The following is a 23,809-nucleotide window of genomic DNA, read 5'->3' as shown; positions in this document are numbered from 1 at the left end:
CGCCGCCCGAGCATCGCGGGACCGCTCCGTGTGGCGTTCAGCGCTCATCCACTCCGGTTCCGCCACGTCGCCACGGACTCGAGAGGTGCCGGAGGCGCTACGCTATCGCACACAGAACGCGTCTTCTGCGAGCCGCTATATCACCTTACGGCGATCCATCGGACGATGAACGCAATCGAACTGAGTAACGTAACGAAGCGGTACGGCGACGTGACCGCACTCGACGACGTGACCCTCTCCGTGGCGGAGGGCGAGATATTCGGCTTCCTCGGCCCCAACGGCGCCGGGAAGTCGACGACCATCGACATCCTGCTCGACTTCGTGCGCCCGACGGCCGGCTCGGCGTCGGTCCTCGGACGCGACGTCCAAGCCGACTCGCTGGCGGTCCGGCAGCGGGTCGGGGTGCTCCCGGACGGGTATCACCTGTACGACCGGTTGACCGCGCGCCAGCACCTCGAGTTCGCGGTCGACTCGAAGGAAGCGGACGACGACATCGGTGCCGTTCTCGAACGCGTGGGCCTCGCTGACGCCGCCGACCGGACGGCCGGTGGGTTCTCGAAGGGCATGAAACAGCGCCTCGTCCTCGCGATGGCGCTGGTCGGCGAGCCCGATGTCCTCATCCTCGACGAGCCGACGACGGGGCTGGACCCGAACGGCGCGCGCCGGATGCGCGAGATCATCCGCGAGGAGCGAGACCGCGGCGCGACGGTGTTCTTCTCGTCGCACATCCTCGAACAGGTCGAGGCGGTCTGTGATCGCGTCGGCATCCTCCGCGACGGTCGCATCGTCGCGGTCGACACCATCGACGCGCTGCGCGGTGCGCTGGACAGCGAGGCCCGGCTCACCCTCGCCGTCGAGCCGATGGGCGACGAAGTCATCGCTGCCATCGCGGCGGTCGAGGGCGTCTCCAGCGTCCGTGACGACGGCGACGAGCGGCTGTCGGTCGCCTGCGAGGAAGCCGCGAAGACGGCGGTCCTCGCTGCCGTCGAGGCTACCGGGGCTCGCCTACTCGACTTCGACACGGAGGACGTGTCGCTGGAGGAGCTGTTCGCCGCCTACACCCAGGACGCGCCGGACGCGTCCGCGGAGACGGCTGCGGACACGCCGGCAGTCGACGACGAGGCGACGGAGGTGCGCGCATGAGCTGGGTCGTCGTCGCGCGGAAGGACTTCCAGGACGCGCGCCTCTCCCGGGGCCTCTGGGCCGTCACGGGTCTTTTCGTCCTCATGTCGGTCGGCTTCGCGGTGCTGTACGGCACGGTTCCAGCGGTGAGTCAGGATATCGGCGAGGTGAGCACGCTGGGGTTCCTCACGCTGCTCATCGGCGCCGTGACGTTGTTCGTCTCCATCGCGGCCATCGTCGTTGGCGCCGGTGCCATCGCCGGCGAGCGCGCCAGCGGGTCGGGCAAGCTCCTCTTGGGCTTCCCCCACAGCCGCGCGGACGTGGTCCTCGGCAAGCTCGTCGGTCGGACTGCCGTCCTCGGCGCGGCCATCGTGGTCGGCCTGACGATCACGCTCGTCGTGGCGCTGGCTCTGTTCGACTCGTTCGCCCCCGTCGACTACGCCGTCTTCACGGCGATGACGCTCGTGCTCGCGCTGGTGTACATCGGCGTCATGGTCGCCATCTCTGCCACGACGGGGAGCGGCGGCCGCGCCATGGCCTTCGGCATCGGCGCCTTCGTCGTCCTCGAGATCCTCGCAGACATCGTCCCGCTGGCGGCGCTCTTCGTCGTCAACGGCTTCTCGGTGCCCTCCGGCGGCGCCGCGGTTCCGGCCTGGGTGGCGTTCCTGAACGTCATCACGCCGAGCACGGCGTACACGAACGCTCTGGGGTGGTTCCTCGGGGACGGCTCCGCGACCGCGGCGGCGTTGGGCGCACAGCTCGCGGGGCCGGTCCCGTTCTACCTGACCGGCTGGGCCAGCATGGCGGTCCTCGCGGCGTGGCTCGTCGTCCCACTGGCACTGGGCTACCGCCGGTTCGCCCGCGCCGACCTCTGAACCGGGCCTCGGATCGGGCCCGGCCGCAGTGCGACTTCCTTTCACGCCGACACGAAGATATACTACGACATCGATTAGTGCCACATGAGCAACGAGTACGACCCCGGAAGCGGCGCCATCAGCGTCGAGGGGCGGTCTCCCGGGGCGGTCTTCGGGCTGCTGGGCGACGAGAGTCGCCTCCAAATCCTCCAAGCCCTCGGTGAGACGCCCGATGAGCCCGTTCCGTTCGCCGAACTACATCGCCGGTCGGGGGTGGACGACAGCGGCCGGTTCAACTACCACCTGGGGAAGCTGCGCGGGACCTTCGTCCGCCGGACCGACGACGGGTACGAGCTGACATACGCCGGCCGGCAGGTCATCGGCGCGATATACGCCGGCCTCTACACCGCCAACGCGACCGTCGAGGCCATCCCCGTCGAGGGGAGCTGCCCCGTCTGTGGAGGTGGCCTCGTCGCGGAGTACGCCGAGGAGACCGCGACCGTCGACTGTACCGCATGCGAGGACTTCCACAACGACTTCGGGTTCCCGCCGGGCAGCCTCGACCAGTTCGAGCCCGAGGAGCTCCCGCTCGCCTTCGACCGGTGGATGTGCCACGTTATCCGCGGCGTCATCGACGGGTTCTGTTACACCTGTGCCGGCCGGATGGACGGCCGGCTGGTGGTCGACGACGCGGACGAGGGGATAGGCGGATTGCCCGCCCACGCGGAGTTCGAATGCGACCGCTGCGGCAGCACCGCCACCACCTCCGGCGGTGCCCCGATGCTGTACCACCCGGCGGTCGCGGGGTTCCTCTACGACCACGGCTTCGAAAACGGTCGGACGCCGACGTGGGAGCTCGGCGCAGTCGGACTCCCGACCGGGGAACTCCTCTCCGAATCGCCGCCCCGGATGAGGGTCCAACTGGAACACGACGGCGAACGGGTCGTTACGACGCTGGAAGACGACATGAGCATCAGCAGCGTCGAGCGGATCACGGTCGGGTGAGTACCGGCTCGCGGACCACGGCCGGTGAGCGGAATCAACTGAACGGCGTCGAGCGTGTCGCCATCGGGTAGGGCGTCGATCCGAGCGGGACACTCGCTATCGTACAGAAGCGGCCTTCTGGGCCCGGTTAAGTCGTCTTCCAGCTTCTACACTGCTGATGAACACGACGACAAATCGAAATGGCGGGATGAGCCGACGAGCGTTTCTGGGCGCGGGCGCGGTCGTGGCCGCCACGTCTCTCGCGGGCTGTACTGCCCGAGGCCTCGGGACCGGCGAAACGACCGACCGCCGCGAGTGGACGTTCGCCCCGGGAGCCGTCACGGAATTACGCGTGGCCAGCGACGTCGGGTCCGTGACCGTCGCCGGTCGGTCAACCGACGCCGTCGAGGTGGGCGCAACGAAGCGGTCGTGGAACGGGCAGCGCGGCCTTGACGCGCTCGCGGTCGACGCCGACCTAGTGGACGGGGTCCTCACGGTCGTCTCGACGGCCGACACCGGGCGGATCAGGACCGACCAGACGCCTCGCGTGGACCTCACGATCGGCGTACCGGCTGGCGCCGAGGGGCCGGCTGTCACCCGGGTCACCACCGACTTCGGCGAGGTGACTCTGACCGACACGCGCGGTGACGCCCGCATCCAGACGGTCGCCGGGGCTATCGTCGCGAGCGGGGTGGACGGCTACCTCTCGCTTCGCTCGACTGCCGGCCACATCGAGGCCGCGTCCGTGACCGGACTCGACGACGTGCGAACCGAAATTGGCCGCGTGAAGGTCGAAGTGCTGGGCGTGCGCCGTGATACCGCTATTCGCTCCGAGGTGGGTGACGTCGTGGTGGGTGTGGCTGCCGACCTCGACCTCGACGTACTGGCCGAGGCCGACGGGCGGGTGTCCTCGGACCTTGAGCTGTCGGACCAGCGGTCTCGCCGCAACCGCGTGGCCGGCCGTCTCAACGACGGTGGCCACCGACTTCACGCTGCCAGCGATTTCGGCCGCGTCGACCTGCGACGCATGGATCGCTGATCGAGACGCCTGACCGTGAAGCGAGACGAATTGTGCCACCCTGATCGCCCCACGCTCGACTGTTCACCGAGGGACAGGAAATTAGAGATCACCCGGCCTCCCCGCTCTCTGAGTCCGTCAGCCAGTCACGAACAGCTGCTGGGCGGCTTGTCGCTTCCGAACAGCTGCTGGGCGGCTTGTCGCTTCCGTGCTGAACAGCGGGCGCGAACCCCTCGCCCCGTCCGTTTTGCCATCGGCAGACGCTATCGACGGAATGCTACCACGCATCACTGCTAATTAATCTCCTCAGCGCCCGTCTGAGTACCTGTATGGGCATGAAAGTTCTCGTAGCCGGCGCGACTGGCACACAGGGCGGCAGCGTTGTTGACCACCTCCTCTCGGGCGAGTTCGGTGAGTACGACGTGTACGGTCTGACCCGCACCGCCGACAGCGAGGCGGCCCGGGCGCTCGAATCGGCCGGCGTGACCGTTCTCGAAGGGGACCTCACCGACGCCGAGCGCATGCGCGAGTGCTGTGCGGGAATGGACGCCGTCTTCTGCGTGACGACGTTCTTCGAAGCCGGGACCGACGCGGAGAAAGCGCAGGGCGTCACCCTCGCGGAAGCCGCGGCGGACGCCGGCGTCGAGCGCCTCGTCTACTCCTCGGTCGGGAGCGCGGACGAGGCTCCGCTGGCGCACTTCACGTCCAAGGCGGACGTCGAAGACCGGATCAAGGCGCTGAACTTCGAGTACACCATCATCCGGCCGGTCTTCTTCATGCAGAACTTCGCCCACTTCCACGGGGAGGAGCTCTCGGAGGGGACGCTCTCGATGCCGTTGTCCGGCGACAGGCCGCTCGCGATCGTCGACGCGACGGACATCGGCAAGACCGCCGCAATGGCGCTGGCCGACCCCGAGCGCTTCGTCGGGGAAACCATCGAACTCGCCGGCGACAACCGCACGCCCGTCGAACTGGCGGCGGCGCTCTCGGACATGCTCGGTCGCGAAATCACGCACGTCCGTCCCGAGATCGACGACTACCGCGCGATGGCCGGCGAGGAGATGGCCGAAATGTACACCTGGTTCGAGGAGGTCGGCTACGGGTCGAACCCGACGGCCGATGCGGAGGCGTACGGCATCGAACCGACCGAGTTTGCGTCGTACCTCTCGAACAGCGATGCGTTCCAACCGGTCTCGCCTGCGGCCTGACGTTCCCGCGTAGGCGTCGAGCGGTGCGTCGCTTTGGTCCACCCACTTTGAGGAATTCACCCTCCGTATCTCGCACGCCGATCCCACCAGTTGCCGAGGATTTCAACAGAGCCGTTCGTTCATAAGCAGCTAACCGGAGAGCGCCGGCGGACGCCTCCGAATTCCCAGCCGCTCGGTTATGAGCCGTTGTTAGAGTTCTGCGGCGAACTCCTCCAGAGCCCTAGCCGTTTTGAAGCCCATCCAGCCCGAAGACGTTCCCGCTCGCTTCGCTCGCGGCGTCCCTCGCTCGTGCGGTTCGCGCCGCGGTGCGGCGCTAACCAGCACACGCCGTCGTTACGCATTTGTCGGCGGCGGAGCGATCAGCCCGGTATGGTCCTCGGCCTCGTCGTTCCGGCCGCTATCTCGTTCGTGTTCGCCGCGGTCGCGGCGTACGTGGGCGCCCTCCGCGCGCTGGAGGTGTACTTCGACCCGAACCAGGACAGCGTCTTCCTCATGGACGACCGCGACCCGCCGCGGCGTCAGTGAGGCGACGGCCCCGCCGTCGCCCGTCACTCCCCGCCGAGCAGTTCGACGAGCAGCGCGTTCTGCGCGTGCATCCGGTTCTCCGCCTGGTCCCAGACGAGGGCGCGGTCGGACTCGAGCACGTCGTCGGTGATCTCCTCGCCGCGGTGCGCGGGCAGGCAGTGCATCACCGTCGCGTCGGTGCCGGCGAGCAGGTCGGCGTTCACCTGGAACCCGTCGAAGGCGGCGAGCTTCTCCTCGCGCACGTCCTCCTGGCCCATCGAGATCCACACGTCGGTGTACACCACGTCGGCGTCCTCGACGGCGGCCTCGGGGTCGGTCGTCGGCGTCACGTCCAGCCCGAACTCGGCGGCGCGGTCGAAGACGGAGGGGTTCATCCCGTAGTCGGCCGGGGTGGCCACCTCCACGTCGATGCCCGCCATCGCGGCGCCGACGACGAACGACTGCCCGACGTTGTTGCCGTCGCCGACCCACGCCACGGTGGCGTCCTCGCCGACCGTCTCGCGGATCGTGAGGAGGTCCGCGAGCGTCTGACAGGGGTGCGCCTCGTCGGTGAGCCCGTTGATCACGGGGCAGTCGGCGTACTCCGCGAGGGTCTCGACGTCCGCGTGGTCGAACAGGCGCGCCATCACGCCGTCGACGTACCGGCCGAGGACGCGCGCGGTGTCGCGCAGCGGCTCGCCGTGGCCCAGCTGGATGTCGTCGGGGCCGAGGAACATGGCGTGGCCGCCGAGCCGCGTCATCCCGGTCTCGAAGGAGACGCGGGTGCGCGTCGAGGGCTTCTCGAAGATCATCCCGAGCGTCGCGTCCGCCAGTCGGGGGTCGGTCTCGCCCGCCTTCATCGCGGCGGCGCGGTCGAGCAGGGCGTCCAGTTCGGCGGGCGTCACGTCGTCGATGTCGAGGAAGTCGTCGGTGGCGAGTGGCATCGTTGGGTGGTGTGGTGTCGTTGGAGACCGGTCGAGTTCGAAGGTCGCGGCGGTCGGTCAGCGTCGCTCGCGGCAGACCTCGGTCAGCACGGAGACGGCGCGGTCGAGGTCGGGCAGCGGGAGCCGCTCGTCGGGCGCGTGGTCGAGGTCGGAGTTCCCGGGGCCGTAGGTGACCATCGGGCAGTCCCACGCGGCCGCGAAGAGGTTCATGTCGCTCGTGCCGGTCTTCCGGAGCAGGCGCACGTCGCCGCCGGCGCCCCGGATCGCGACGCGGAACGCCCGCGCGAGGTCGGTCCGCGGGCTCTCCATCACCGGCGGCATCGGCTCGCCCCAGTGGACCGAGCCCGTGGTCAGCTCCGCCTCCGCCAGCTCGTGTATCTCGTCGACCGGCCGCGAGGGCGGGATCCGGAGCTGGACGTCCATCGTCGCCTCGACGGCGAGGCCGTCGTCGCTCAGCCCGCCGTCGACCGAGATGGGCTTCGTCGTCACCTGATCGAAGACGGCGGTCTCGGCGTCGTCGGGCGTGAACGTCTCCTCGACGCCGTGCCACCAGTCGATCGCGTGCTGGATCGCGTTCGGCTCCGGCCGCGAGGAGTGGCCCGACTCGCTGGTGTTCACGTACGTCCCCTCCAGCAGGCCGCGGTAGCCGAGGGTGATCCCCTGCCAGCCCGACGGCTCGCCGTTGATCACCGCCTCGGGCGCGTCGCGGTCGTCGATGAGGGCGCGCGCGCCGCCGGAGTCGACCTCCTCGCGGACGACGCCCGCGAACGAGACGCCCGTCTTCACCGCCGCGACCGCCATCGCGACGAGCGGGCCGGTCGCGTCGACCGCGCCGCGGCCCCACAGCACGGGGTCGCCGGGCTCGCCGACGCGCACGTCGGACGGCTCGGGGAGCTCGCCCTCGGGCGGCGCCGGCCGCACCTCGACCGGGATGTCGCCCGGGACGGTGTCGACGTGGGAGGTGAGGAGCACGGCGTCGTCCGCCGGCGCGCGGACGTTCCCGGCGTCGTCGATCCACGCCTCCCGGCCGTTCGCCTCGAAGAAGTCGACGAGCCGCTCGGCGGCCCGCTCCTCCTCGCCGGACGGCGAGGGGATCGAGACCATGTCGTACAGCAGCTTCCGGGCGGGCGTGTCGCAGGCCGCCGGGTAGCCGCCGCCGGCGACCACGTCGCCGCCCTCCTCGGACGCGGCGTCGGCTTCCCGTCCCTTTCCGGCCGCCATCAGCCGATCACCTCTTCGATCGCGTCGACGACCGCGTCGGCGTGCTCGCGCTCGATCGTCAGCGGCGGGAGCAGCCGCAGCACGGTGCGTCCCGCCGGCAGCGCGAGGACCTGGTGCTCGATCGCGAGGTCGCGCAGCAGCCGGTTCGAGCCGCGGCGCACCTCGATCCCGACCATCAGCCCGTCGCCGCGCACGTCGCGCACGTCGTCGCCGAGGCGGTCGCGGAGCTCGCCGCGGAGGTAGGAGCCCACCTCGTCGGCGTGCGCGGGCAGGTCCTCGCGCTCGATCACGTCGAGGGTGGCGCCCGCGGCCGCGGAGACGACGGGGCCGCCGGAGAACGTCGAGCCGTGGTCGCCGGCGTCCGCGGCGATCCAGTCGCGGCACAGCGTCGCGCCGATCGGGAGCCCGCTGCCGAGCCCCTTCGCGGTCGTGAGCACGTCCGGGACCACGTCGTGGTTCTCCGCGGCCCACATCGACCCGGTCCGGCCGAGCCCGGTCTGGATCTCGTCGAGGATCATCGCGGCGCCGCTCGTCGCGGTCGCGACCCGGACGGCCTGGAGGTACTCGGTCGGGACGGGGTTGATCCCGCCCTCGCCCTGGAGCGGTTCCAGGATGACCGCGGCGGTGTCCTCGTCGACGGCCTCGCGCATCGCGTCGGCGTCGCCGTACTCGACGAACTCGACGCCGCCCGCGAGCGGGCCGAACCCCTCCTTGTACTTGTCCTTCCAGGTCGTCGCGAGCGTCCCCATCGTCCGGCCGTGGAACCCCTGCGTGGTCGCGACTATCTTCTCGCGGCCCGTCGCGTGCCGGGCGAACTTCAGCGCGGCCTCGTTCGCCTCCGTGCCGGAGTTACAGAGCCAGACGTTGTCGACGTCGACGGGCGCGACCTCGGCCAACTGCTCGTACAGCGCCGTCCGCGCCGCGTGCGGGTACGACGCCTGGACGTACATGAGCTCCTCCAGCTGGCTCGTCGCGGCGTCGACGACCTCGGGGTGGCAGTGGCCCACCGGCGTACAGGCGTAGCTGGCGCCGAAATCGAGGTACTCGGTGCCGTTCGCGTCCGTGAGGTGGACCCCGTCGCCCGAGGCGATCTCGATCGGCTTCTCCGAGAAGACGAAGCCGCTCACGCGGTCTCACCCCCTTCCTCGGCGGCCTCGCCGCCGTCGGCGTCGCCTTCCGCGCCGTCGCCGAGCGCGGACCGCTCGATGGCCGTCCCCTCGCCGCCGAGCGCGGCGACGACCGGGTCGCGGACGTTGGCGTCCGCGATCACGACGCGGCCGGCGCCGCCTTCGAGCGCCTCCCTCGCGGCCATCACCTTCTTGCCCATGAACCCCTCGGCGGCGTCCTCGACGGCCGCCAGATCCTCGGGCGTCGCGGCCGCGTCGATGCGGGTCTCGGGGTCGTCCGGGTCGGCGTACACGCCCGACACGTCGGTCAGGAGGACGAGGTCGGCGCCGAGCGCGCCGGCGACCGCCGCGGCCGCCCGGTCGGCGTCCGCGTTGACGGGGGTCACCTCGCCGTCGCCCTCGTCGCCCGCCATCGGCGGCGAGACGACGGGGGTGTAGCCGTCGTCGAGGAGGCCGGCGAGCAGGTCGGCGTTCACCGACTCGATCGTTCCGGAGTGGTCGCCGCGGCGGATCTTCCGCTTGCCGTCCTCGACGACGCGGACCGCCGACTTGCGGGGCCCGGAGAGGAGCCCGCCGTCGACGCCCGAGAGGCCGACCGCGTCGACCCCGGCCGAGCGGAACCGCGCCGTCAGCTCGGTGTTGAGCTTGCCCGCCATCGCCATGGAGAACGCCTCCATCGTCTCCGCGTCGGTGAAGCGGCCGGTGACGCCGGAGGCGGACTCGACGTACTCGGGCTCGATTCCGAGCCGTTCGAGCGTCTCGTCGACGACCGTCGAGCCGCCGTGGACGACGACGACCTCGCGGCCGTTCGCCGCCAGGTGCGCCACGTCGCCGACCGCGCCGGCGGGGTCGACCGCCTTCGCGCCGCCGACCTTCACGACGACCGGGGGATCGTCGGCGGCCGCGCCGCCGGTCCGCTCCCCGCTCATGGCGACCCCACCGGGTGGAGCCCGTCGAACTCGAGGCCGGCGGTCTCGGGCAGCCCGAGCGCGACGTTCGCCGCGTGGACCGCCTGGCCCGCCGAGCCCTTGGTCATGTTGTCGATGGCCGAGAAGACGACGACGCGCCGGTTCCCGGGGTCGAGCTCGAAGCCGACCTCGCCGTGGTTCGTCCCGGCGACCGACTTCGGCTCGGGGTAGCGGTAGACGCCGCCCCCGCCCGAGACGATCCGCATGAACGGCTCGTCGGCGTAGGCCTCGCGGTACGCGCCCCACAGGTCCCCCTTCGAGACCGGCTCGTCGGGGAATACGTGGCAGGTCGCGCTCGCGCCGCGCACCATGTCGACCGCGTGGACGGTGAACGAGACCGAGAGGCCGAGGAACGCCTCGATCTCGGCCTCGTGGCGGTGGCCGGTGGGCGCGTACGGGCGCACGACGCCCGAGCGCTCCGGGTGCGAGGAGGCCGCGCCCCCGCCGGCGCCGCCCTCCGAGGAGCCGACCTTCACGTCGACGACGACCTCGCCGGCGTCGGGGCCGAGCGCGCCGGCGTCGACGAGCGGCTTCAGCCCGAGGATCGTCGCGGTCGCGTTGCAGCCGCCGCCGGCGATCAGGTCCGCCCCGGGCAGGTTCTCGCGGTTCAGCTCCGGGAGCGCGTACTCGGCGCGCTCCAGGTACTCCGGCGACGCGTGGCCGTCGTACCACTCGTCGTAGGCGTCGGCCTCGGGGAGCCGGAAGTCGGCCGAGAGGTCGACGACCGTGTCGGCCGCCTCGAAGAACTCGTCGATCCGGCCCATCGAGACGCCGTGGGGCGTCGCCGCGAACAGCACGTCGACCGACGCCAGGTCGTCGGGGTCCGAGAAGCGCAGGTCGAGCCCGCGCAGGTTCGGGTGCGAGCGCCCGACGGTCATGTTGTCGGCCGACCGCGAGGTGGCCTGGACGACCTCGAAGCCCGGGTGGCCGGCGAGGATCCGCAGCAGCTCGCCGCCGGTGAAGCCGGTGCCGCCGACGACGCTCGCGGTGTACGTCTCCTCGGTCGCGTCGCCGCCGTCGGTCGCGCTCACGCGTCCACCCCCGCGACCGACCCCTCGGCGGACTCGACCGCCTTCGCCTCAAGCCAATCGACGACCCGCGCGGGGACGTCGACGTCGGTGGCCGAGTCGAGCGCCTTGAACTCGACGGTGTGGTTCACCTCGTGGACGGTGTAGTCCTCCGCGCCGCCCTCGGCGGGGTCGGCGTCCGCGTCGACGCCCACCTCCATCAGGTCGACGCCGAGCATGCCGCCGCCGACCGCGTCCGAGGCCCTCTCGACCAGTTCCGTCGCCCGCTCGTCGAGGTCGAACGACTCCGTCTCGCCGCCCTTCGCGGCGTTCGTGAGCCAGTGGTCCGAGGAGCGCGTCATCGCCGCGACCGGCTCGCCGTCGACCGCCAAGACGCGGACGTCGCGGCCGGGCTTGTCGACGAACTCCTGGACGTAGAACACCTTGTGCTCGTAGTGGCCGAGCGTCTCCTTGTGTTCCAGTATCGCCTCGGCGGCGTTGCGCGAGTCGATCTTCGCCATCAGCCGGCCCCACGAGCCGGTGACCGGCTTGAGGACGCACGGGTAGCCGAACTCCTCGATCGCTTCCAAGGCGGCGTCCTTCGTGAACGCCACCTCCGTCGCCGGGGTCGGCACGTCCGCCTCGGCGAGCGCGAGCGAGTTCTTCGCCTTGTCGGCGCAGACGTCGCCCGTCTCGGGGGAGTTCACCACCGGGACGCCGTAGCTGTCGAGGAAGCGGGTCGCGTACAGCGACCGGCTCGTCGACAGGCAGCGGTCGACGACGAGGTCGAGGTCGTCGACCGCGGCCGTCGTGGACTCTAACCCGAACCGCTCCGTCCGGACGTCGATCTTCTCGACCTCGTGGCCCCGGTCGCGGAGCTCGTTGAGGAGGAGCTTCTCGTCCCGCCGGATCCGGGAGTAGAGGATCCCTACGTGCATGTCGACCACTCGCGTGTCGCGGCCGTGGCGGTCGTCGCCATCTACTCGCCCCAGTCCTCCTCGAGCTCCGGTGCCTCCTCCAAGACGACCGGGTCGAGCGAGATGACCTCCAGTTCGGTCCCGGTGACCGGACTGTCGATGATCTCGCCGACCTCGACGTCGGCCGGGATCTCGATTTCCTCGCCCGTGATCGGGTCCTCCGCGGTCAGCGTGTCGGTGTCGCTCGTCATCGTGCCAGCATCTCCGCCGTGAACGGGCATAAAGGCTTCGAACTTGTAGGATAGTTTATACAAAACGGATCGGTCGCTAACGGGAACAGATCGGCGAAATACCGGCGTGTCGAGATCGAATGTCAGATCTCGGTAGTAAGTATGTCCCCCTACGGGGACGGTCGTCGGCGTCGGTCGGGTCGGTCCCGACCGAGCCGACGCGGACCTCGCGGGCGTCGCGGCTCAGACATAGCGGTCGACCTCCGCGTCCAGGGCCTCGCTCGCGTCGGCGAGCGCGTCGCGCTCGGCCGTCAGCGCGGCCTCGTCTCCCTCGATCCCCGCCTCGGCGTCGGCGAGCGCGTCGGCGACCGCCTCCGGGGCCGGTCCCCCGGCGGAGTCGCGGCTCGCGACGCTCTCGGCCGGGTCGAGCGCCGACTCCACGTCCTCGCGGCTCACGTACGCGGAGAGGGGCTCGCCCGTCACCTTTCGAGCGGCCTCGTCAACTTTTGCGGCCGCCGCGGCCGGCGAGTCGTCGTCCGCGACCGTCTCCGCCGCGGCCGCGACGATCTCGTGGGCCGTCCGGAAGGGGAGGCCGCCGGTCGCGAGCAGGTCGGCGACGCCCGTGGCCGTCGAGAACCCCTCCCCGGCGGCCGTCGCGAGCGCGGCCTCGTTCCACTCCGCGGTCGCGACCGCGCCCGCGGCGACCTCGGTCGCCTCCCGCACGTCGCCGGCGATCTCGAAGACGCTCGCGTGGGCGCGCTGGAGGTCGCGGTTGTAGGCGCGCGGGAGCCCCTTCAGCAGGCTCAGCGTGCCGGTCGCCTCGCCGATCGCGTCGCCCGCCACGCCGCGGGTCAGCTCCAGCGTGTCGGGGTTCTTCTTCTGGGGCATGATCGAGGAGGTGGAGGCGTACGCGTCGGCCAGCTCGACGACCCCCTTGTTCGAGAATATGATCAGGTCCTCCGCGAGCCCCGACAGCGTCGTCGCGAGCGTCGCGAGCGCGCTCGCCGACTCCGCGAGGAAGTCGCGCGCGGAGGCGGCGTCCATCGAGTTGCGGACCGTCCCGTCGAAGCCGAGCAGCGCGGCGGTGCGGTCGCGGTCGACGTCGAACGGCGTCCCGGCGAACGCGGCCGCGCCGAGCGGCGACCGGTTCACGCGGTCGTACGCGTCGAGCAGGCGCTCCGTGTCGCGCGCCAGCCCGCCCTCGTACGACAGCAGGTAGTGCCCGACCGTCGTCGGCTGCGCCGGCTGGAGGTGGGTGTACCCCGGCATCACCGTCTCCGCGTGCTCCTCGGCGACCTCGACGAGGGCCTCGCGGGCGGCGACGGTCGCCTCGGCGGCGTCGAGCAGGTCCTCGCGCAGCCGGTAGCGGATGCACGTCGCCACCTCGTCGTTGCGCGAGCGGGCGGTGTGCATCCGGCCGCCGTCGGGGCCGACCCGGTCGATGACCGCGGTCTCGATGGCCTCGTGGACGTCCTCGCCGCCGGGGAGTTCGCCGTGCCCGGCGGCCTCGACGTCGTCGAGCGCGCCGAGGATCTCGCCCGCGACCGCGTCGTCGACGATCCCCTGCTCCGCGAGCATGACCACGTGCGCGCGGTCGACCGCGAGGTCGGCCTCGAAGATGGCCGCGTCGGCCGCGAGGCTCGACAGGAACTCGCGGGCGGGGCCGCCGCTGAAGCGGTCGCGGCGGACGGCGGTGTCGCTCCCGCCGCCCGCTCTGCCGTCGGCGTCCGTCGCGGCGTCGGGATCGTCGTCGGTCATTCAGTTCTCAGTCTCGTCGGTCTCGGCCGTCTCGCCGCTTCCGTCCGTCGCGAGCTCGGGCTTCGAGACGCTCGCTTTCACGTCGTTCGCGAGGCGCTCCTGGAGGCCGTGGTACTTCGCGACGCCAGTCGCGTCGGACTGGGCGATGCCCGCCACGTCCTCGGTGTTGAACGAGGCCATCTCCTCGGAGTAGACGGCGTACTCGGAGTCGCGCGCGACGACGCGGCAGTCGCCGCCCGATACCTTCACCGTCGCCGTGCCGGTGACCACGTCCTGCGTCTCGTCGACGAAGGCGTTCAGCGCGTCGACGACGGGCGCGAACACGAGCCCCTCGTAGGCTTTCTCGGACCACTCCTGCTCGATCCCCTTCTTGAACGAGCGCTCGTTCTTCGTCAACACGAGGTCTTCGAGCGCCTGATGGGCGGTCAAGAGGACGGTCGCGGCCGGGTGCTCGTAGTTCTCGCGCACCTTCAGCCCGAGCATGCGGTCCTCCATCACGTCGGTGCGGCCGACGCCGTAGCCGCCGGCGTACTCGTTGAGGTGCTGGATGAGCGGGACCGGGTCCATCGCCTCGCCGTCGACCGCGACCGGGACGCCCTCCTCGAACGTCACCTCGATGGTGGTCTCGCCCTCGGGCTCCGCGGTCCACTCGTAGATGTCCTCCGGCGGCTCGTAGTCCGGGTTCTCCAGCTTGCCGCCCTCGACCGCGCGCGACCAGATGTTCTCGTCGATGGACCAGACGCCGCCGTCGCCGGCCTCGACGGGCAGGTCCTTCTCGGCGGCGTAGTCGATCTCCCACTCGCGGGTGAGGCCCAGCTCGCGCACGGGGGCGATCACTTCGAGGTCGGAGCCGCGCCAGACCGCCTCGAAGCGGAGCTGGTCGTTGCCCTTCCCCGTACAGCCGTGGGCGATGGCGTCACAGCCCTGCTCCTCGGCGACGCCGAGGATCGCCTCGGCGATGACCGGGCGCGCGAGGGCGGTGCCGAGCGGGTAGCCCTGGTAGCTGGCGTTCGCCTTCACCGCGTCGAAACACAGGTCCGCGAACTCCTCCTTCGCGTCGACGACGTGGATGTCGAGCCCCAGCGCCTCCGCGGTCTCTTCTGCCTCGTCGAACTCCTCGGTCGGCTGGCCGACGTCGACGTTGACGCCGATGACCTCGTCGTAGCCGTACTCCTCTTTCAGTAGCGGTACGCAGACCGTGGTGTCGAGTCCCCCGCTGAACGCGAGTGCAACGCTCGTCATTACCAGAGTACACCCGGCCTACACCCTTAAATTCAGCGGTTTTAATATTGTAAGAAAAAGGCGAAGCGGCCGCTCACGGAACGCGGAGTCGAGACTCTTCGGAACGGAGCGGCGCGAACGCGACGAGAGGTGAAGGTTACTGGCCCGAAGGGCCTCGTCGTCGCGCCGCGCCGGAGGCCGGTCGCGGCGGTCGGACGTCTCGTCGCGGTCGCAGGGCTCGTCGGCCTCGGAGAAGGGCGGCGTCGAGACGAGCCGCTGCGGTCATCACGTGTACGTACCCGATCTCCGGTATAAAACTGTTCCGCACCGCTCGACCGTCGCAAGGCTTGCCGGACCGGTTCCCGAGGGGGTCCGCCGGACTACAGCGCCTCGCGGTACGCCGCCAGCGTCTGCTCGACGTCCTCCTCGGTGTGCGCGTAGGCGGTGAACTGGCACTCGAACTGGTTCGCGGTGAGGAACACGCCGCGGTCTTTCATCTCCTGCCAGAACACGCGCTCCCAGCGGTCGGTCGCGGCGTCGGCCACGTCGGCGCCCGTCTTCGGGCAGGCGTCGTACCGGGCGCAGTCGGGGTCCTGCCGGCAGCCGCCCGCGCAGCAGGCGTCGACGTCGTCGGGCGCCTCGCGGGTGAACACCGTCTTGAACATCGAGTCGGTGCCGACGACGGTGTACTCCGGCGCACGCTCGGCGCAGATCTCGGCGATCCCCTCGCGGAGCTTCCGGCCGAGGCGGTTGACGTGCTCGTACACGTCGTTCTCGGCGGCGTACTCCAGGCCGGCCTTCCCGGCGGCCATCGTCACCGGATGCCCGGAGAAGGTGCCGGACTGGAACACCTCGCCGGCAGGGGTGAACCCCTCGATGATCTCCGCCTTCCCGCCGATGGCGCCGACGGGGAAGCCGCCGCCGATGATCTTGCCGAACGTCGTCACGTCGGGGGTGACGCCGAACTTCGACTGCGCGCAGCCGAGACCGCCCACCCGGAACCCGGTGATCACCTCGTCGAAGATCAAAAGCGAGCCGTGGTCGTCACAGAGGTCCCGCAGCGTCTCGTGGTAGCCGTCGATCGGCATGACGATGCCCATGTTAGCGAGAATCGGCTCCACGAGGACGGCGGCGATGTCGTCGCCGTGCTCCGCGAACACCTCCTTGGCCGCCGCCGGGTCGTTGAACGGGATCGGCAGGGTGTGCTCGGCGAACGACTCGGGGATCCCCGCCGTCGACGGGTGCGCGTCCCCCGGCGACCCCTCGACGAGCGTCGACTCCTGCGCGCCGTGGTAGCCGCCCTGCATCACGACGATCTTGTCGCGGTCGGTGTGGCCGCGGGCGAGCCGCACCGCCGACACCGTCGCCTCCGTGCCGGAGTTGACGAAGCGGATCGACTCCACGCTCGGGACGTGGCGGGCGACGAACTCCGCGTGTTCGACCTCGACCTCCGTGGGCGCGCCGTACATGGGCCCCTCCGCGACGTGGGACTGGACCGCCGCCTCGACCGGGTCCGGGAGGTCGTGGCCGTACAGCAGGGGGCCGTACCCCATCACCCAGTCGACGTAGCGGTTGCCGTCGGCGTCGATCACGTGGCCGCCGTCGCCGCGCTCGATGAAGAACGGATGCGGCATCGTCGCCCGGACGGAGGAGTTGACGCCGCCCGGCATGACCGACAGCGCGCGGTCGTACAGCCCGCGCGAGCGCTCGTGGTTCATACCGAACGGTTGGAGCGTCGGGCTGAAAGTAGTTGCCGAACCGGGCGAACCGGTTCGCGGATTCAAAAGGAGCCGGTCGGATCGCGCGCCGCGCCTACACCGCCTCCGGCCCGGTCGCGCCCGTGCGGACCTGGAGCGCGTCCTCGACGGGCAGGACGAACACCTTGCCGTCGCCGGGCTCGCCGGTCTCGGCGGCGTCGGCGATCGCCTCGGCCACCTCGTCGGCCGGGATGTCGGCGACGACCACGTCGACTTTCACCTTCTGGTGGAGGTCGACGGTGAACTCCTCGCCGCGCCACTGGCCCTTCTTCGCGGGCTGGCTGCCGCGGCCGGAGACGTTCGTCACCGTCAGCGAGGGCGCGTTGATCTCCGCGAGCGCCTGCTTGATGGCCCCGAGCTTGTCGGGGCGGACGACCGCGGTGACCATCTTGATCTCCGCGCCTTCCTCCTCGCCGCCGTCCGCGCGGGGCGAGCCCTCCGTGGCGTCGACGACCGACGAGCCGCCGTCGGTCGCGACCGAGGGCTTGCCGAACTCGGGGTACGTCTCGACGCCGTGCTCGCTGACGTCGAGGCCGTCGCGCTCGTGCTCGGGGGTGACGCGGGCCTGTCCGACGGCCTTGAACGCGCCGAAGACGAGCGCCGTCGCGACCACGGTCCACGCCGCGATGACGACCACGCCGATGACCTGCGAGACGAGCAGGTCGACGGAGAAGCCGTTGATGCTGACGAACGGCAGCGCGAGGACGCCCAGCACCCCGGCCGAGCCGTGGACGGGGAACACCGCGCAGACGTCGTCGATCTTCATCCGGTCGGCGACGAACTCGAAGACCAGCGGGAGCTGGAGGCCGCAGAGGAGCCCGACCGCGATGGCGCCCCACCAGGTGGCGAGGTTCGCGATGCCGGTCACGCCGACCAGGCCCGCGAGCAGCCCGTTCGCGACGTACAGCGTGTCGACCTTCTTCGAGAGCGCCACCGAGGCGACGGCGGCGCCGACGCCGCCCGCGGCCATGCCGAGCGTCGTGCCCAGCGAGACGCGGCCGACCGACGCGTAGCCGTCGAGGACGAGTTCGCCGCCGTCGACCGCGAACACCGTCGCGGTCGTGCCGACGTTGAAGCCGTACCAGCCGAACGCGAGGATGAGCGTACCGAGCACCGCGAACGTCATCGAGTGCCCGGGGATGACGTTCGTGGTGCCGTCCTCGGCGTAGCGGTCCATCCGCGGACCCAGCACGTACGCCGCCGTGAGGCCGGCGATACCGCCCATGCCGTGGACGATCATCCCGCCCGCGAAGTCGGTGAAGCCGAGGCCGGCCCCGCCGAGGAAGCCGCCGCCCCAGGTGATCCCCGCGACCACCGGGTAGATGACCGCCGAGATGGCGATGGTGTACGCCACGTACGCGCGGAGCTTCGCGCGGCCGGCGACCGCGCCGGAGACGATGGTCGCCGCCGTCATCGCGAAGACGGCGCCGAACAGCCAGCTGTTCACCCAGCCGCCGTCACCGAGCGCGGCCGCCGCGGAGAAGCCGGCGCCGCCGGCGATCCCCTCGACGCCGAACCCGATCAGGAAGTAGAACAGGACGCCGACGCTCCACGTCAGCAGGTTCTTGGTGAGCTGGTTGGCGACGTTCTTCGCGCGCACCTGCCCCGCTTCGAGCATCGCGAAGCCGGCGTGCATGAAGAAGATGAGGAAACACACCACCGCGACCCACATCAGGTTCACGCCCTCGGCGAGGACGCTCGGGTCGATCGAGGCGAGTACGCCGGCCGTCACGATTCGACCACCTCTACTGAACGCTCGTCCGATTCAAACCGTGCTTCGCTCGTGTTCATGTGCTGAATCACGTTTCGACTCCGGGGAACGGCTATACATAAACGTTAGAGTTGAGTTTCACAAAAAGTGCGGTTGATAATACGGCAGTCGTCCGATATAAGGACGTAGCTATGGAATATAAGGACGTTTTCTCGGGGGTTTCGCGGCAATCGTTGCGCCGGAAGCCAACGACCGTTGTGTCAAAATACTATCTATTCTACCGAAATCGGTCGTTACCGGGCGCTTCGGGGCCGTGCGCGGGCCGCTACGGCGAGTATTGCCGCTCCGCCGTCTCGCGATTCGGCGCAGTACGAGCCGTTCTTGGCGATTTCGCGGCGCTGAAGCCTTCTCGATAAAATCTGACGTTCGTCAACCCGACTCCCGGTCCGCCGGTCGATTCGATCGATCGGTCGCGATCGAGCGCGGTCTCCGATCGATCCGCGTCGACCGCCGGTCGCTTACTCGGGCTTCAGTCCCTCGTTCTGGACGCGCATCACGGCCTCGCCGTCGGCGAGGTTCGGCGCGTCGACGAGGCGGACGATCCGCTTGTCGCCCTTCGACTTCCGGAGGTAGATCCGGAAGGTGGAGGCGTGCCCGAGGATGTTGCCGCCGATCGCCTGGGTCGGGTCGCCGAAGTAGGAGTCCGGGTTCGACGCGACCTGGTTGGTGACGAGGATGGCGGTGTTGTACAGGTCGCCGAGGCGCATCAGGTCGTGGAGGTGCTTGTTGAGCTTCTGCTGTCGCTCGGCGAGCTCGCCGCGGCCGACGTACTCCGCGCGGAAGTGCGCGGTGAGCGAGTCGACGCAGACGATCCGGATCGGCCACTCCGTCTCCTCGTGTTCGCCGGCCAGCTCCTTCGCCTTCTCGGCGAGGAGGATCTGGTGGTTGGAGTTGAACGCCTTCGCGACGTGGATCTGGTCGAGGAACGCCTCGACGAGCGCCTCCATCGCCTCCTCGTCCGAGGGGGTGCCCTCGATCTCGCGGCGCTCCATCTCGTCGGCGAGGATCTCGTCGTCGAGCCCGCGGACCATGTCGTCGATCCGCTCCGGGCGGAACGTGTCCTCGGAGTCGACGAAGATACAGCCGCCGTCGAGGCCGCCGTTCTCCGGCTCCAGCTGGACGTTGACCGCCATCTGGTGGGTCACCTGCGACTTGCCGGACCCGAACTCGCCGTACACCTCGGTGATCGACTGCGTCTCGATGCCGCCGCCGAGCAGGTCGTCGACCTCGTCGATCTGCCAGGAGAGCTTGCCGATCTCCTGGCGGCGCTCCAGCACGCTCGCGCCCGTCTCGAACCCGCCCACGTCGGCGGCGTCGCGGGCGGCGTTGATGATGTCCGCGGCGGACGACTCGCCGATGTCGGCGGTGTTGGACATCTCGCCGGGGCTCGCGACCGCGATCGACTGGTAGCTCTCGAATCCGTTGTCCACGAGCTTGTCCGCGGTCGCCGGGCCGACGCCGGGGAGGTCCTCGAGTTCGTCTTCAGGCATGTATCCGGTCCTTGTTCGCCATCGGGTATAAAGACTGGTTTACACCCGAGTGAAAGTGAAACGGACGCGGCGGGTCCGTTGGAGAGCGAGCGAACCGCGAGCGAGCGGACTCGGCGGAGCGGACGCGCCGACCAGCCGGTGAAACTGGTCGGCCGGGCGCCGCCGCGGCGGGTGCGCGCCTTGGGCGTCGCCGCCGCCAAAAGGACGCGACGCCGACCGCCGGGGGCTCAGAAGCCGACGCGACGGACGTAGTCGAGGTCGCGGATCTCCACGAGCAGGTCGCCCGACAGGTCGGCGTCGGTGATCACGTACAGCTTCGGGTCGTCGGTGAACTCGGGGTCCTCGCTCAGCACCTGTCGGATCGAGACGCCGCGGTCGGCCAGGATTCCGGTCACCTCGGCGACGATCCCGGCCTCGTCGGCGGCCGCGACCTCGATGGTGAGCACCGTGAGGTCCAAGACGGGGGCAAGATCCATCAGACTCGGAACCGACGAGATGTTGGTGAAGATGCGCTTCAGCTCGGGGTCGGCCAGGATCGCGTCCGTCGTCGAGTCCACGACGCGGCGGTCGACGTCGAGCTCGCGTGCGATGCCGGTGTACGGGATCTCGATCCCGCCGGAGACGACCCGTCCCTCCTCGTTGACGGAGAAGCCGCGCTCCAGGAAGAGCCGGATCACCGCCTGCTGGCTGGGTGACCCCTCGAACTTCTCGAGGATCTCGTCGAACATTCGTTGCTACGGATCCGCGGGACGAGGGGTTAAAAAACGGGGTTCCGTCGCGGCGGTCAGTTCGCCATCGCCGAGTAGACGCCGCCGAGGACCGCGCCGTAGACGACGTGGCCGACGAGGCTCTCGACGCCGATGTTCGGCAGCGGAGGCGCGCCCGCGAAGCCAACGGCGCCCAGCCAGATCGGCATCACGACGACGGCGAGCGCGACCCACACGACGAGGCCGTAGCCCGCGCCGGCGCCGACGCCTGTCCCGATCGAGTCGCCGAGAGCGGGTCTCAGACTCGTGATCGCGACGAATCCGAGACCGATGATCGCGCCGTGAGACACGTGGATCACCCAGCCGAGGGCGCCGGCGGGCCCCGCGATGCCGTACATCGCCGGGATCCCCATCTCGAGGACGCCGGGCGTCAGTATCGACATCATCGCGCCGAAGACGAGCGCTCCGACGATGCCGCCCGTTACGCCCGCTTGCCAGTGTCCGGTCTCGGTCGGTACGTCGGTCGCCGTCGCAGTTTCTGTCGCCATGTCACTCCTGAGGTGGGCAGAAAACCGGTAATAGCTGCCGGAATAATGCGATTCGCTCGCACCGGCCCCAAAGATATATATACTTATTGAAGCCTCTGGTACGGACTAAACCCGGTTCGTCCCCGCCGGACCACTTCCGCCTCGCCACCCCACCCCTTTTGGCCGGTGGCGCCGAACCCCACCCCGTGTCAGAGTCGCCGCACCTGCGGTTCTTCCCGTACGAGGAGCCCTACCCGAACCAGCGCGAGGCGATGGACAGGGTCGCCAACGCGCTGGACCGGGGGCAGGACGTGCTGTTCGAGGGCGCGCCCGGGACGGGCAAGACGCTCTCCGCGCTCGTGCCCGCCCTGGAACACGCCCGCGAGCACGACCGCACGGTCGTCATCACGACCAACGTCCACCAGCAGATGCGGCAGTTCGTCGAGGACGCCCGCGCCATCACCCGCGAGGAGCCGATCCGCGCCGTCGTCTTCAAGGGGAAGTCGTCGATGTGCCACATCGACGTCGACTACCAGGAGTGTCAGACCCTCCGGGACACCACCCGCGAGATGGTCGAGACGGAGAGCGAGGTCCGCGAACTGGAGTCGCGACAGCGCGAGCTGCTCGCCGAGAGCCGTGAGGGCGACGCGGGCGCCGCCGAGGCCCGCGAGGCGATCATGGACGAGCTCGACGAGCTGGAGGCGGAGCTCGACGAGTACGAGGCCGCGAACGTCTGCGAACACTACCGGAACAACCTCACCCGCGACACCGAGGAGTTCTTCGGCTGGCTGTTCGAGGACGTCCGGACCCCCGAGGACGTGTACGCGTACGCCGACGAGCGCGAGCTATGCGGCTACGAGCTGCTGAAGGATGGGATGGAGGGCGTCGACCTCGTCGTCTGTAACTACCACCACCTCCTCGACCCGAACATCCGCGAGCAGTTCTTCCGGTGGATCGACCGCGACCCGAGCGAGATAATCACCGTCTTCGACGAGGCGCACAACATCGAGGACGCCGCGCGCGACCACGCCACCCGGACGCTGACCGAGAACACCCTCGACGCCGCGCTCGACGAGCTGGCCGACAGCGACGACTCCCGCGCCGAGCCCGCGGAGAACGTCCTCCGCGCCTTCCGCGACGCCCTCGTCGAGACCTACGAGGACGGGCTCGGCTTCGGCGGGGTCGACGAGAACTGGGAGGACGTCTCCATCGCCAACGACGACCGCCGCGACGACCTCACGCTGGCGTTCCTCCGCAACTACGAGGGGCGGGGGATCGACACCGAGGCCGAGCTCGCCGTCCAGCTCGGCCAGGCGATAGACGAGGAGTACGAGCGCCGCTACCGCGACGGGGAGGCGACGACCCGCTCGGAGTCGCAGACGCTCGCGGCCGCCCGGTTCGTCGCGACGTGGATGGACGAGGGGGCCGAGTTCGGCCAGTATCCGGTTGTCTCCGTCCGGCGCGACGCGGGCACCGACGAGGTGTACGGGCGCGCGGAGCTGTACACCTGTATCCCGCGCAGCGTCACCGGCGAGCTGTTCGACGAGGTCGCGGCTTCCGTCCTGATGAGCGCGACGCTGCGCCCGTTCGACGTGACCGAGGACGTGCTGGGGCTGGAGGACGCCGCGTCGATGGCCTACGAGATGGGCTACCCCGAGGCGAACCGCCGGACGTTCGCCGCCGACGTGCCGCCGCTTTTCGCCTCGGACCGCAACGACCCGGAGACCCAGGAGGCGGTGTCGTCGCTGCTCCGCGACGCGATCCGATTCACGCCGGGCAACACGCTCGCCTTCTTCCCCTCGTACGCGGAGGCCGAGCGCTACCACGAGCGGCTCACCGGCCCGGGCGGGGCGGCGTCCGGCGGCGCCGCCGAGGGCTCCGGCGGGGCGAGCGCGGCCGACCTCGGCCCCGTCTACCTCGACGGCCCGGGCGAGGACGAGGAGCGGCTCCGCAGCGAGTTCGTCGAGAGCGACGGCGCCGCGCTGTTCACGTCGCTGTGGGGGACGCTCGGCGAGGGAGTGAGCTTCGACGGCGACGACGCCCGCACGGTCGTCGTCGTGGGCGTTCCGTACCCACACCTCTCGGACCGCACTCAGGCCGTTCAGGACGCCTACGACCGGGCGTTCGCGGACCGCGACCGCGCCCGCGACCCGGGGTGGACCTACGCGGTCGAGATCCCGACGATCCGCAAGACGCGGCAGGCGCTCGGCCGCGTGATCCGCGGCCCGGAAGACTTCGGGGTGCGGATCCTCGCGGACCGCCGCTACACGACCGCCGACATGGGGAAGTACTCGGTCCGGTCCGCGTTCCCGCCCGAGGAGCGCGAGGAGCTGCTCGACGTCGACCCGACGAAGCTGAAGTTCGCATTGCTGAACTTCTACCAGGACCACGACGCCTACGACGGCCAGCCGCCGTCGCCGTGAGGCGGTCGCGGGCGGGGTCCGCCGCCGTGCCGCGGTCGTTCGCGAGGACCG

At 70.2% G+C, this 23,809-nt stretch carries 21 protein-coding genes; 7 read left to right on the top strand and 14 right to left on the bottom strand.

Annotation, left to right across the window (positions count from 1 at the left end; translation table 11 throughout):
* Positions 1-165 precede the first annotated feature (165 nt).
* From DVK05_RS10450 to DVK05_RS17335, 6 genes are all read left to right on the top strand, one after another.
* Positions 166-1,143 carry an ABC transporter ATP-binding protein gene (locus tag DVK05_RS10450; protein WP_121563289.1) on the top strand — a complete coding sequence of 326 codons (978 nt, stop codon included), beginning with the start codon at positions 166-168 and terminating at the stop codon, positions 1,141-1,143.
* Complete coding sequence (locus tag DVK05_RS10445; RefSeq protein ID WP_121563288.1) at positions 1,140-1,997, top strand: ABC transporter permease subunit; 858 nt, start codon at positions 1,140-1,142, stop codon at positions 1,995-1,997. Before DVK05_RS10450 ends, DVK05_RS10445 begins: the two co-directional genes overlap by 4 nt.
* Positions 1,998-2,081: 84 nt before the next feature.
* Positions 2,082-2,981 (top strand): helix-turn-helix transcriptional regulator, encoded by a 900-nt coding sequence (locus DVK05_RS10440; RefSeq protein ID WP_121563287.1) that lies wholly within the window; start codon positions 2,082-2,084, stop codon positions 2,979-2,981.
* Positions 2,982-3,138: 157 nt separating this feature from the next.
* Positions 3,139-3,999, top strand: a complete 861-nt coding sequence (locus DVK05_RS10435; RefSeq protein WP_147437764.1) for a hypothetical protein — start codon at positions 3,139-3,141, stop codon at positions 3,997-3,999.
* A gap of 314 nt (positions 4,000-4,313) precedes the next feature.
* A complete protein-coding gene (locus tag DVK05_RS10430; protein WP_158293444.1) occupies positions 4,314-5,186 on the top strand; it encodes an NmrA/HSCARG family protein in 873 nt (290 codons plus the stop codon).
* Positions 5,187-5,555: 369 nt separating this feature from the next.
* Positions 5,556-5,711, top strand: a complete 156-nt coding sequence (locus DVK05_RS17335) for a hypothetical protein (protein ID WP_199712316.1) — start codon at positions 5,556-5,558, stop codon at positions 5,709-5,711.
* 23 nt (positions 5,712-5,734) lie between these two features.
* Here DVK05_RS17335 and argF read toward each other — a convergent pair whose 3' ends face one another.
* The 14 genes from argF to DVK05_RS10360 all read right to left on the bottom strand — a co-directional run bounded on the left by argF (position 5,735) and on the right by DVK05_RS10360 (position 21,356).
* Positions 5,735-6,634: an ornithine carbamoyltransferase gene (argF, locus tag DVK05_RS10425; protein ID WP_121563284.1), complete on the bottom strand. Its 900-nt coding sequence runs from the start codon at positions 6,632-6,634 to the stop codon at positions 5,735-5,737.
* Positions 6,635-6,691: 57 nt separating this feature from the next.
* Positions 6,692-7,855 (bottom strand): [LysW]-lysine hydrolase, encoded by a 1,164-nt coding sequence (locus DVK05_RS10420; protein ID WP_121563283.1) that lies wholly within the window; start codon positions 7,853-7,855, stop codon positions 6,692-6,694.
* Complete coding sequence (locus tag DVK05_RS10415; RefSeq protein ID WP_121563282.1) at positions 7,855-8,982, bottom strand: aspartate aminotransferase family protein; 1,128 nt, start codon at positions 8,980-8,982, stop codon at positions 7,855-7,857. Before DVK05_RS10415 ends, DVK05_RS10420 begins: the two co-directional genes overlap by 1 nt.
* Positions 8,979-9,911: an acetylglutamate/acetylaminoadipate kinase gene (locus DVK05_RS10410; RefSeq protein WP_121563281.1), complete on the bottom strand. Its 933-nt coding sequence runs from the start codon at positions 9,909-9,911 to the stop codon at positions 8,979-8,981. Before DVK05_RS10410 ends, DVK05_RS10415 begins: the two co-directional genes overlap by 4 nt.
* Positions 9,908-10,981: an N-acetyl-gamma-glutamyl-phosphate reductase gene (gene argC, locus DVK05_RS10405; protein ID WP_121563280.1), complete on the bottom strand. Its 1,074-nt coding sequence runs from the start codon at positions 10,979-10,981 to the stop codon at positions 9,908-9,910. The genes DVK05_RS10410 and argC overlap by 4 nt, the downstream gene beginning before the upstream one ends.
* A complete protein-coding gene (gene lysX / locus DVK05_RS10400; protein ID WP_121563403.1) occupies positions 10,978-11,895 on the bottom strand; it encodes a lysine biosynthesis protein LysX in 918 nt (305 codons plus the stop codon). Before lysX ends, argC begins: the two co-directional genes overlap by 4 nt.
* A gap of 41 nt (positions 11,896-11,936) precedes the next feature.
* Complete coding sequence (gene lysW, locus DVK05_RS10395; RefSeq protein WP_004599337.1) at positions 11,937-12,125, bottom strand: lysine biosynthesis protein LysW; 189 nt, start codon at positions 12,123-12,125, stop codon at positions 11,937-11,939.
* 222 nt (positions 12,126-12,347) lie between these two features.
* Positions 12,348-13,862 (bottom strand): argininosuccinate lyase, encoded by a 1,515-nt coding sequence (argH, locus tag DVK05_RS10390; RefSeq protein ID WP_121563279.1) that lies wholly within the window; start codon positions 13,860-13,862, stop codon positions 12,348-12,350.
* Positions 13,863-15,104 carry an argininosuccinate synthase gene (locus tag DVK05_RS10385; RefSeq protein WP_121563278.1) on the bottom strand — a complete coding sequence of 414 codons (1,242 nt, stop codon included), beginning with the start codon at positions 15,102-15,104 and terminating at the stop codon, positions 13,863-13,865.
* Positions 15,105-15,463: 359 nt separating this feature from the next.
* Positions 15,464-16,801: a glutamate-1-semialdehyde 2,1-aminomutase gene (locus tag DVK05_RS10380; RefSeq protein ID WP_121563277.1), complete on the bottom strand. Its 1,338-nt coding sequence runs from the start codon at positions 16,799-16,801 to the stop codon at positions 15,464-15,466.
* 94 nt (positions 16,802-16,895) lie between these two features.
* Entirely contained in the window at positions 16,896-18,572 is a 1,677-nt protein-coding gene (locus DVK05_RS10375; protein WP_121563276.1) for an ammonium transporter, read from the bottom strand.
* Positions 18,573-19,069: 497 nt separating this feature from the next.
* Positions 19,070-20,101, bottom strand: a complete 1,032-nt coding sequence (gene radA / locus DVK05_RS10370) for a DNA repair and recombination protein RadA (protein WP_121563275.1) — start codon at positions 20,099-20,101, stop codon at positions 19,070-19,072.
* 227 nt (positions 20,102-20,328) lie between these two features.
* Entirely contained in the window at positions 20,329-20,829 is a 501-nt protein-coding gene (locus DVK05_RS10365; protein WP_053770355.1) for an ACT domain-containing protein, read from the bottom strand.
* A 56-nt stretch (positions 20,830-20,885) separates the two neighbouring features.
* Positions 20,886-21,356: a histidine kinase gene (locus DVK05_RS10360; RefSeq protein ID WP_121563274.1), complete on the bottom strand. Its 471-nt coding sequence runs from the start codon at positions 21,354-21,356 to the stop codon at positions 20,886-20,888.
* 185 nt (positions 21,357-21,541) lie between these two features.
* Here DVK05_RS10360 and DVK05_RS10355 point away from each other — a divergent pair, with 185 nt between their 5' ends.
* Positions 21,542-23,758, top strand: coding sequence for an ATP-dependent DNA helicase (locus tag DVK05_RS10355; protein WP_121563273.1), 2,217 nt, complete (start codon positions 21,542-21,544; stop codon positions 23,756-23,758).
* Positions 23,759-23,809: the final 51 nt, after the last annotated feature.

This window comes from Halorubrum sp. Atlit-8R, assembly GCF_003666025.1.
Classification (GTDB): Archaea; Halobacteriota; Halobacteria; order Halobacteriales; family Haloferacaceae; genus Halorubrum; species Halorubrum salinarum.
Note: the sequence above shows the minus strand (reverse complement) of the source record. Positions and strands in the feature narration are given on the sequence as shown.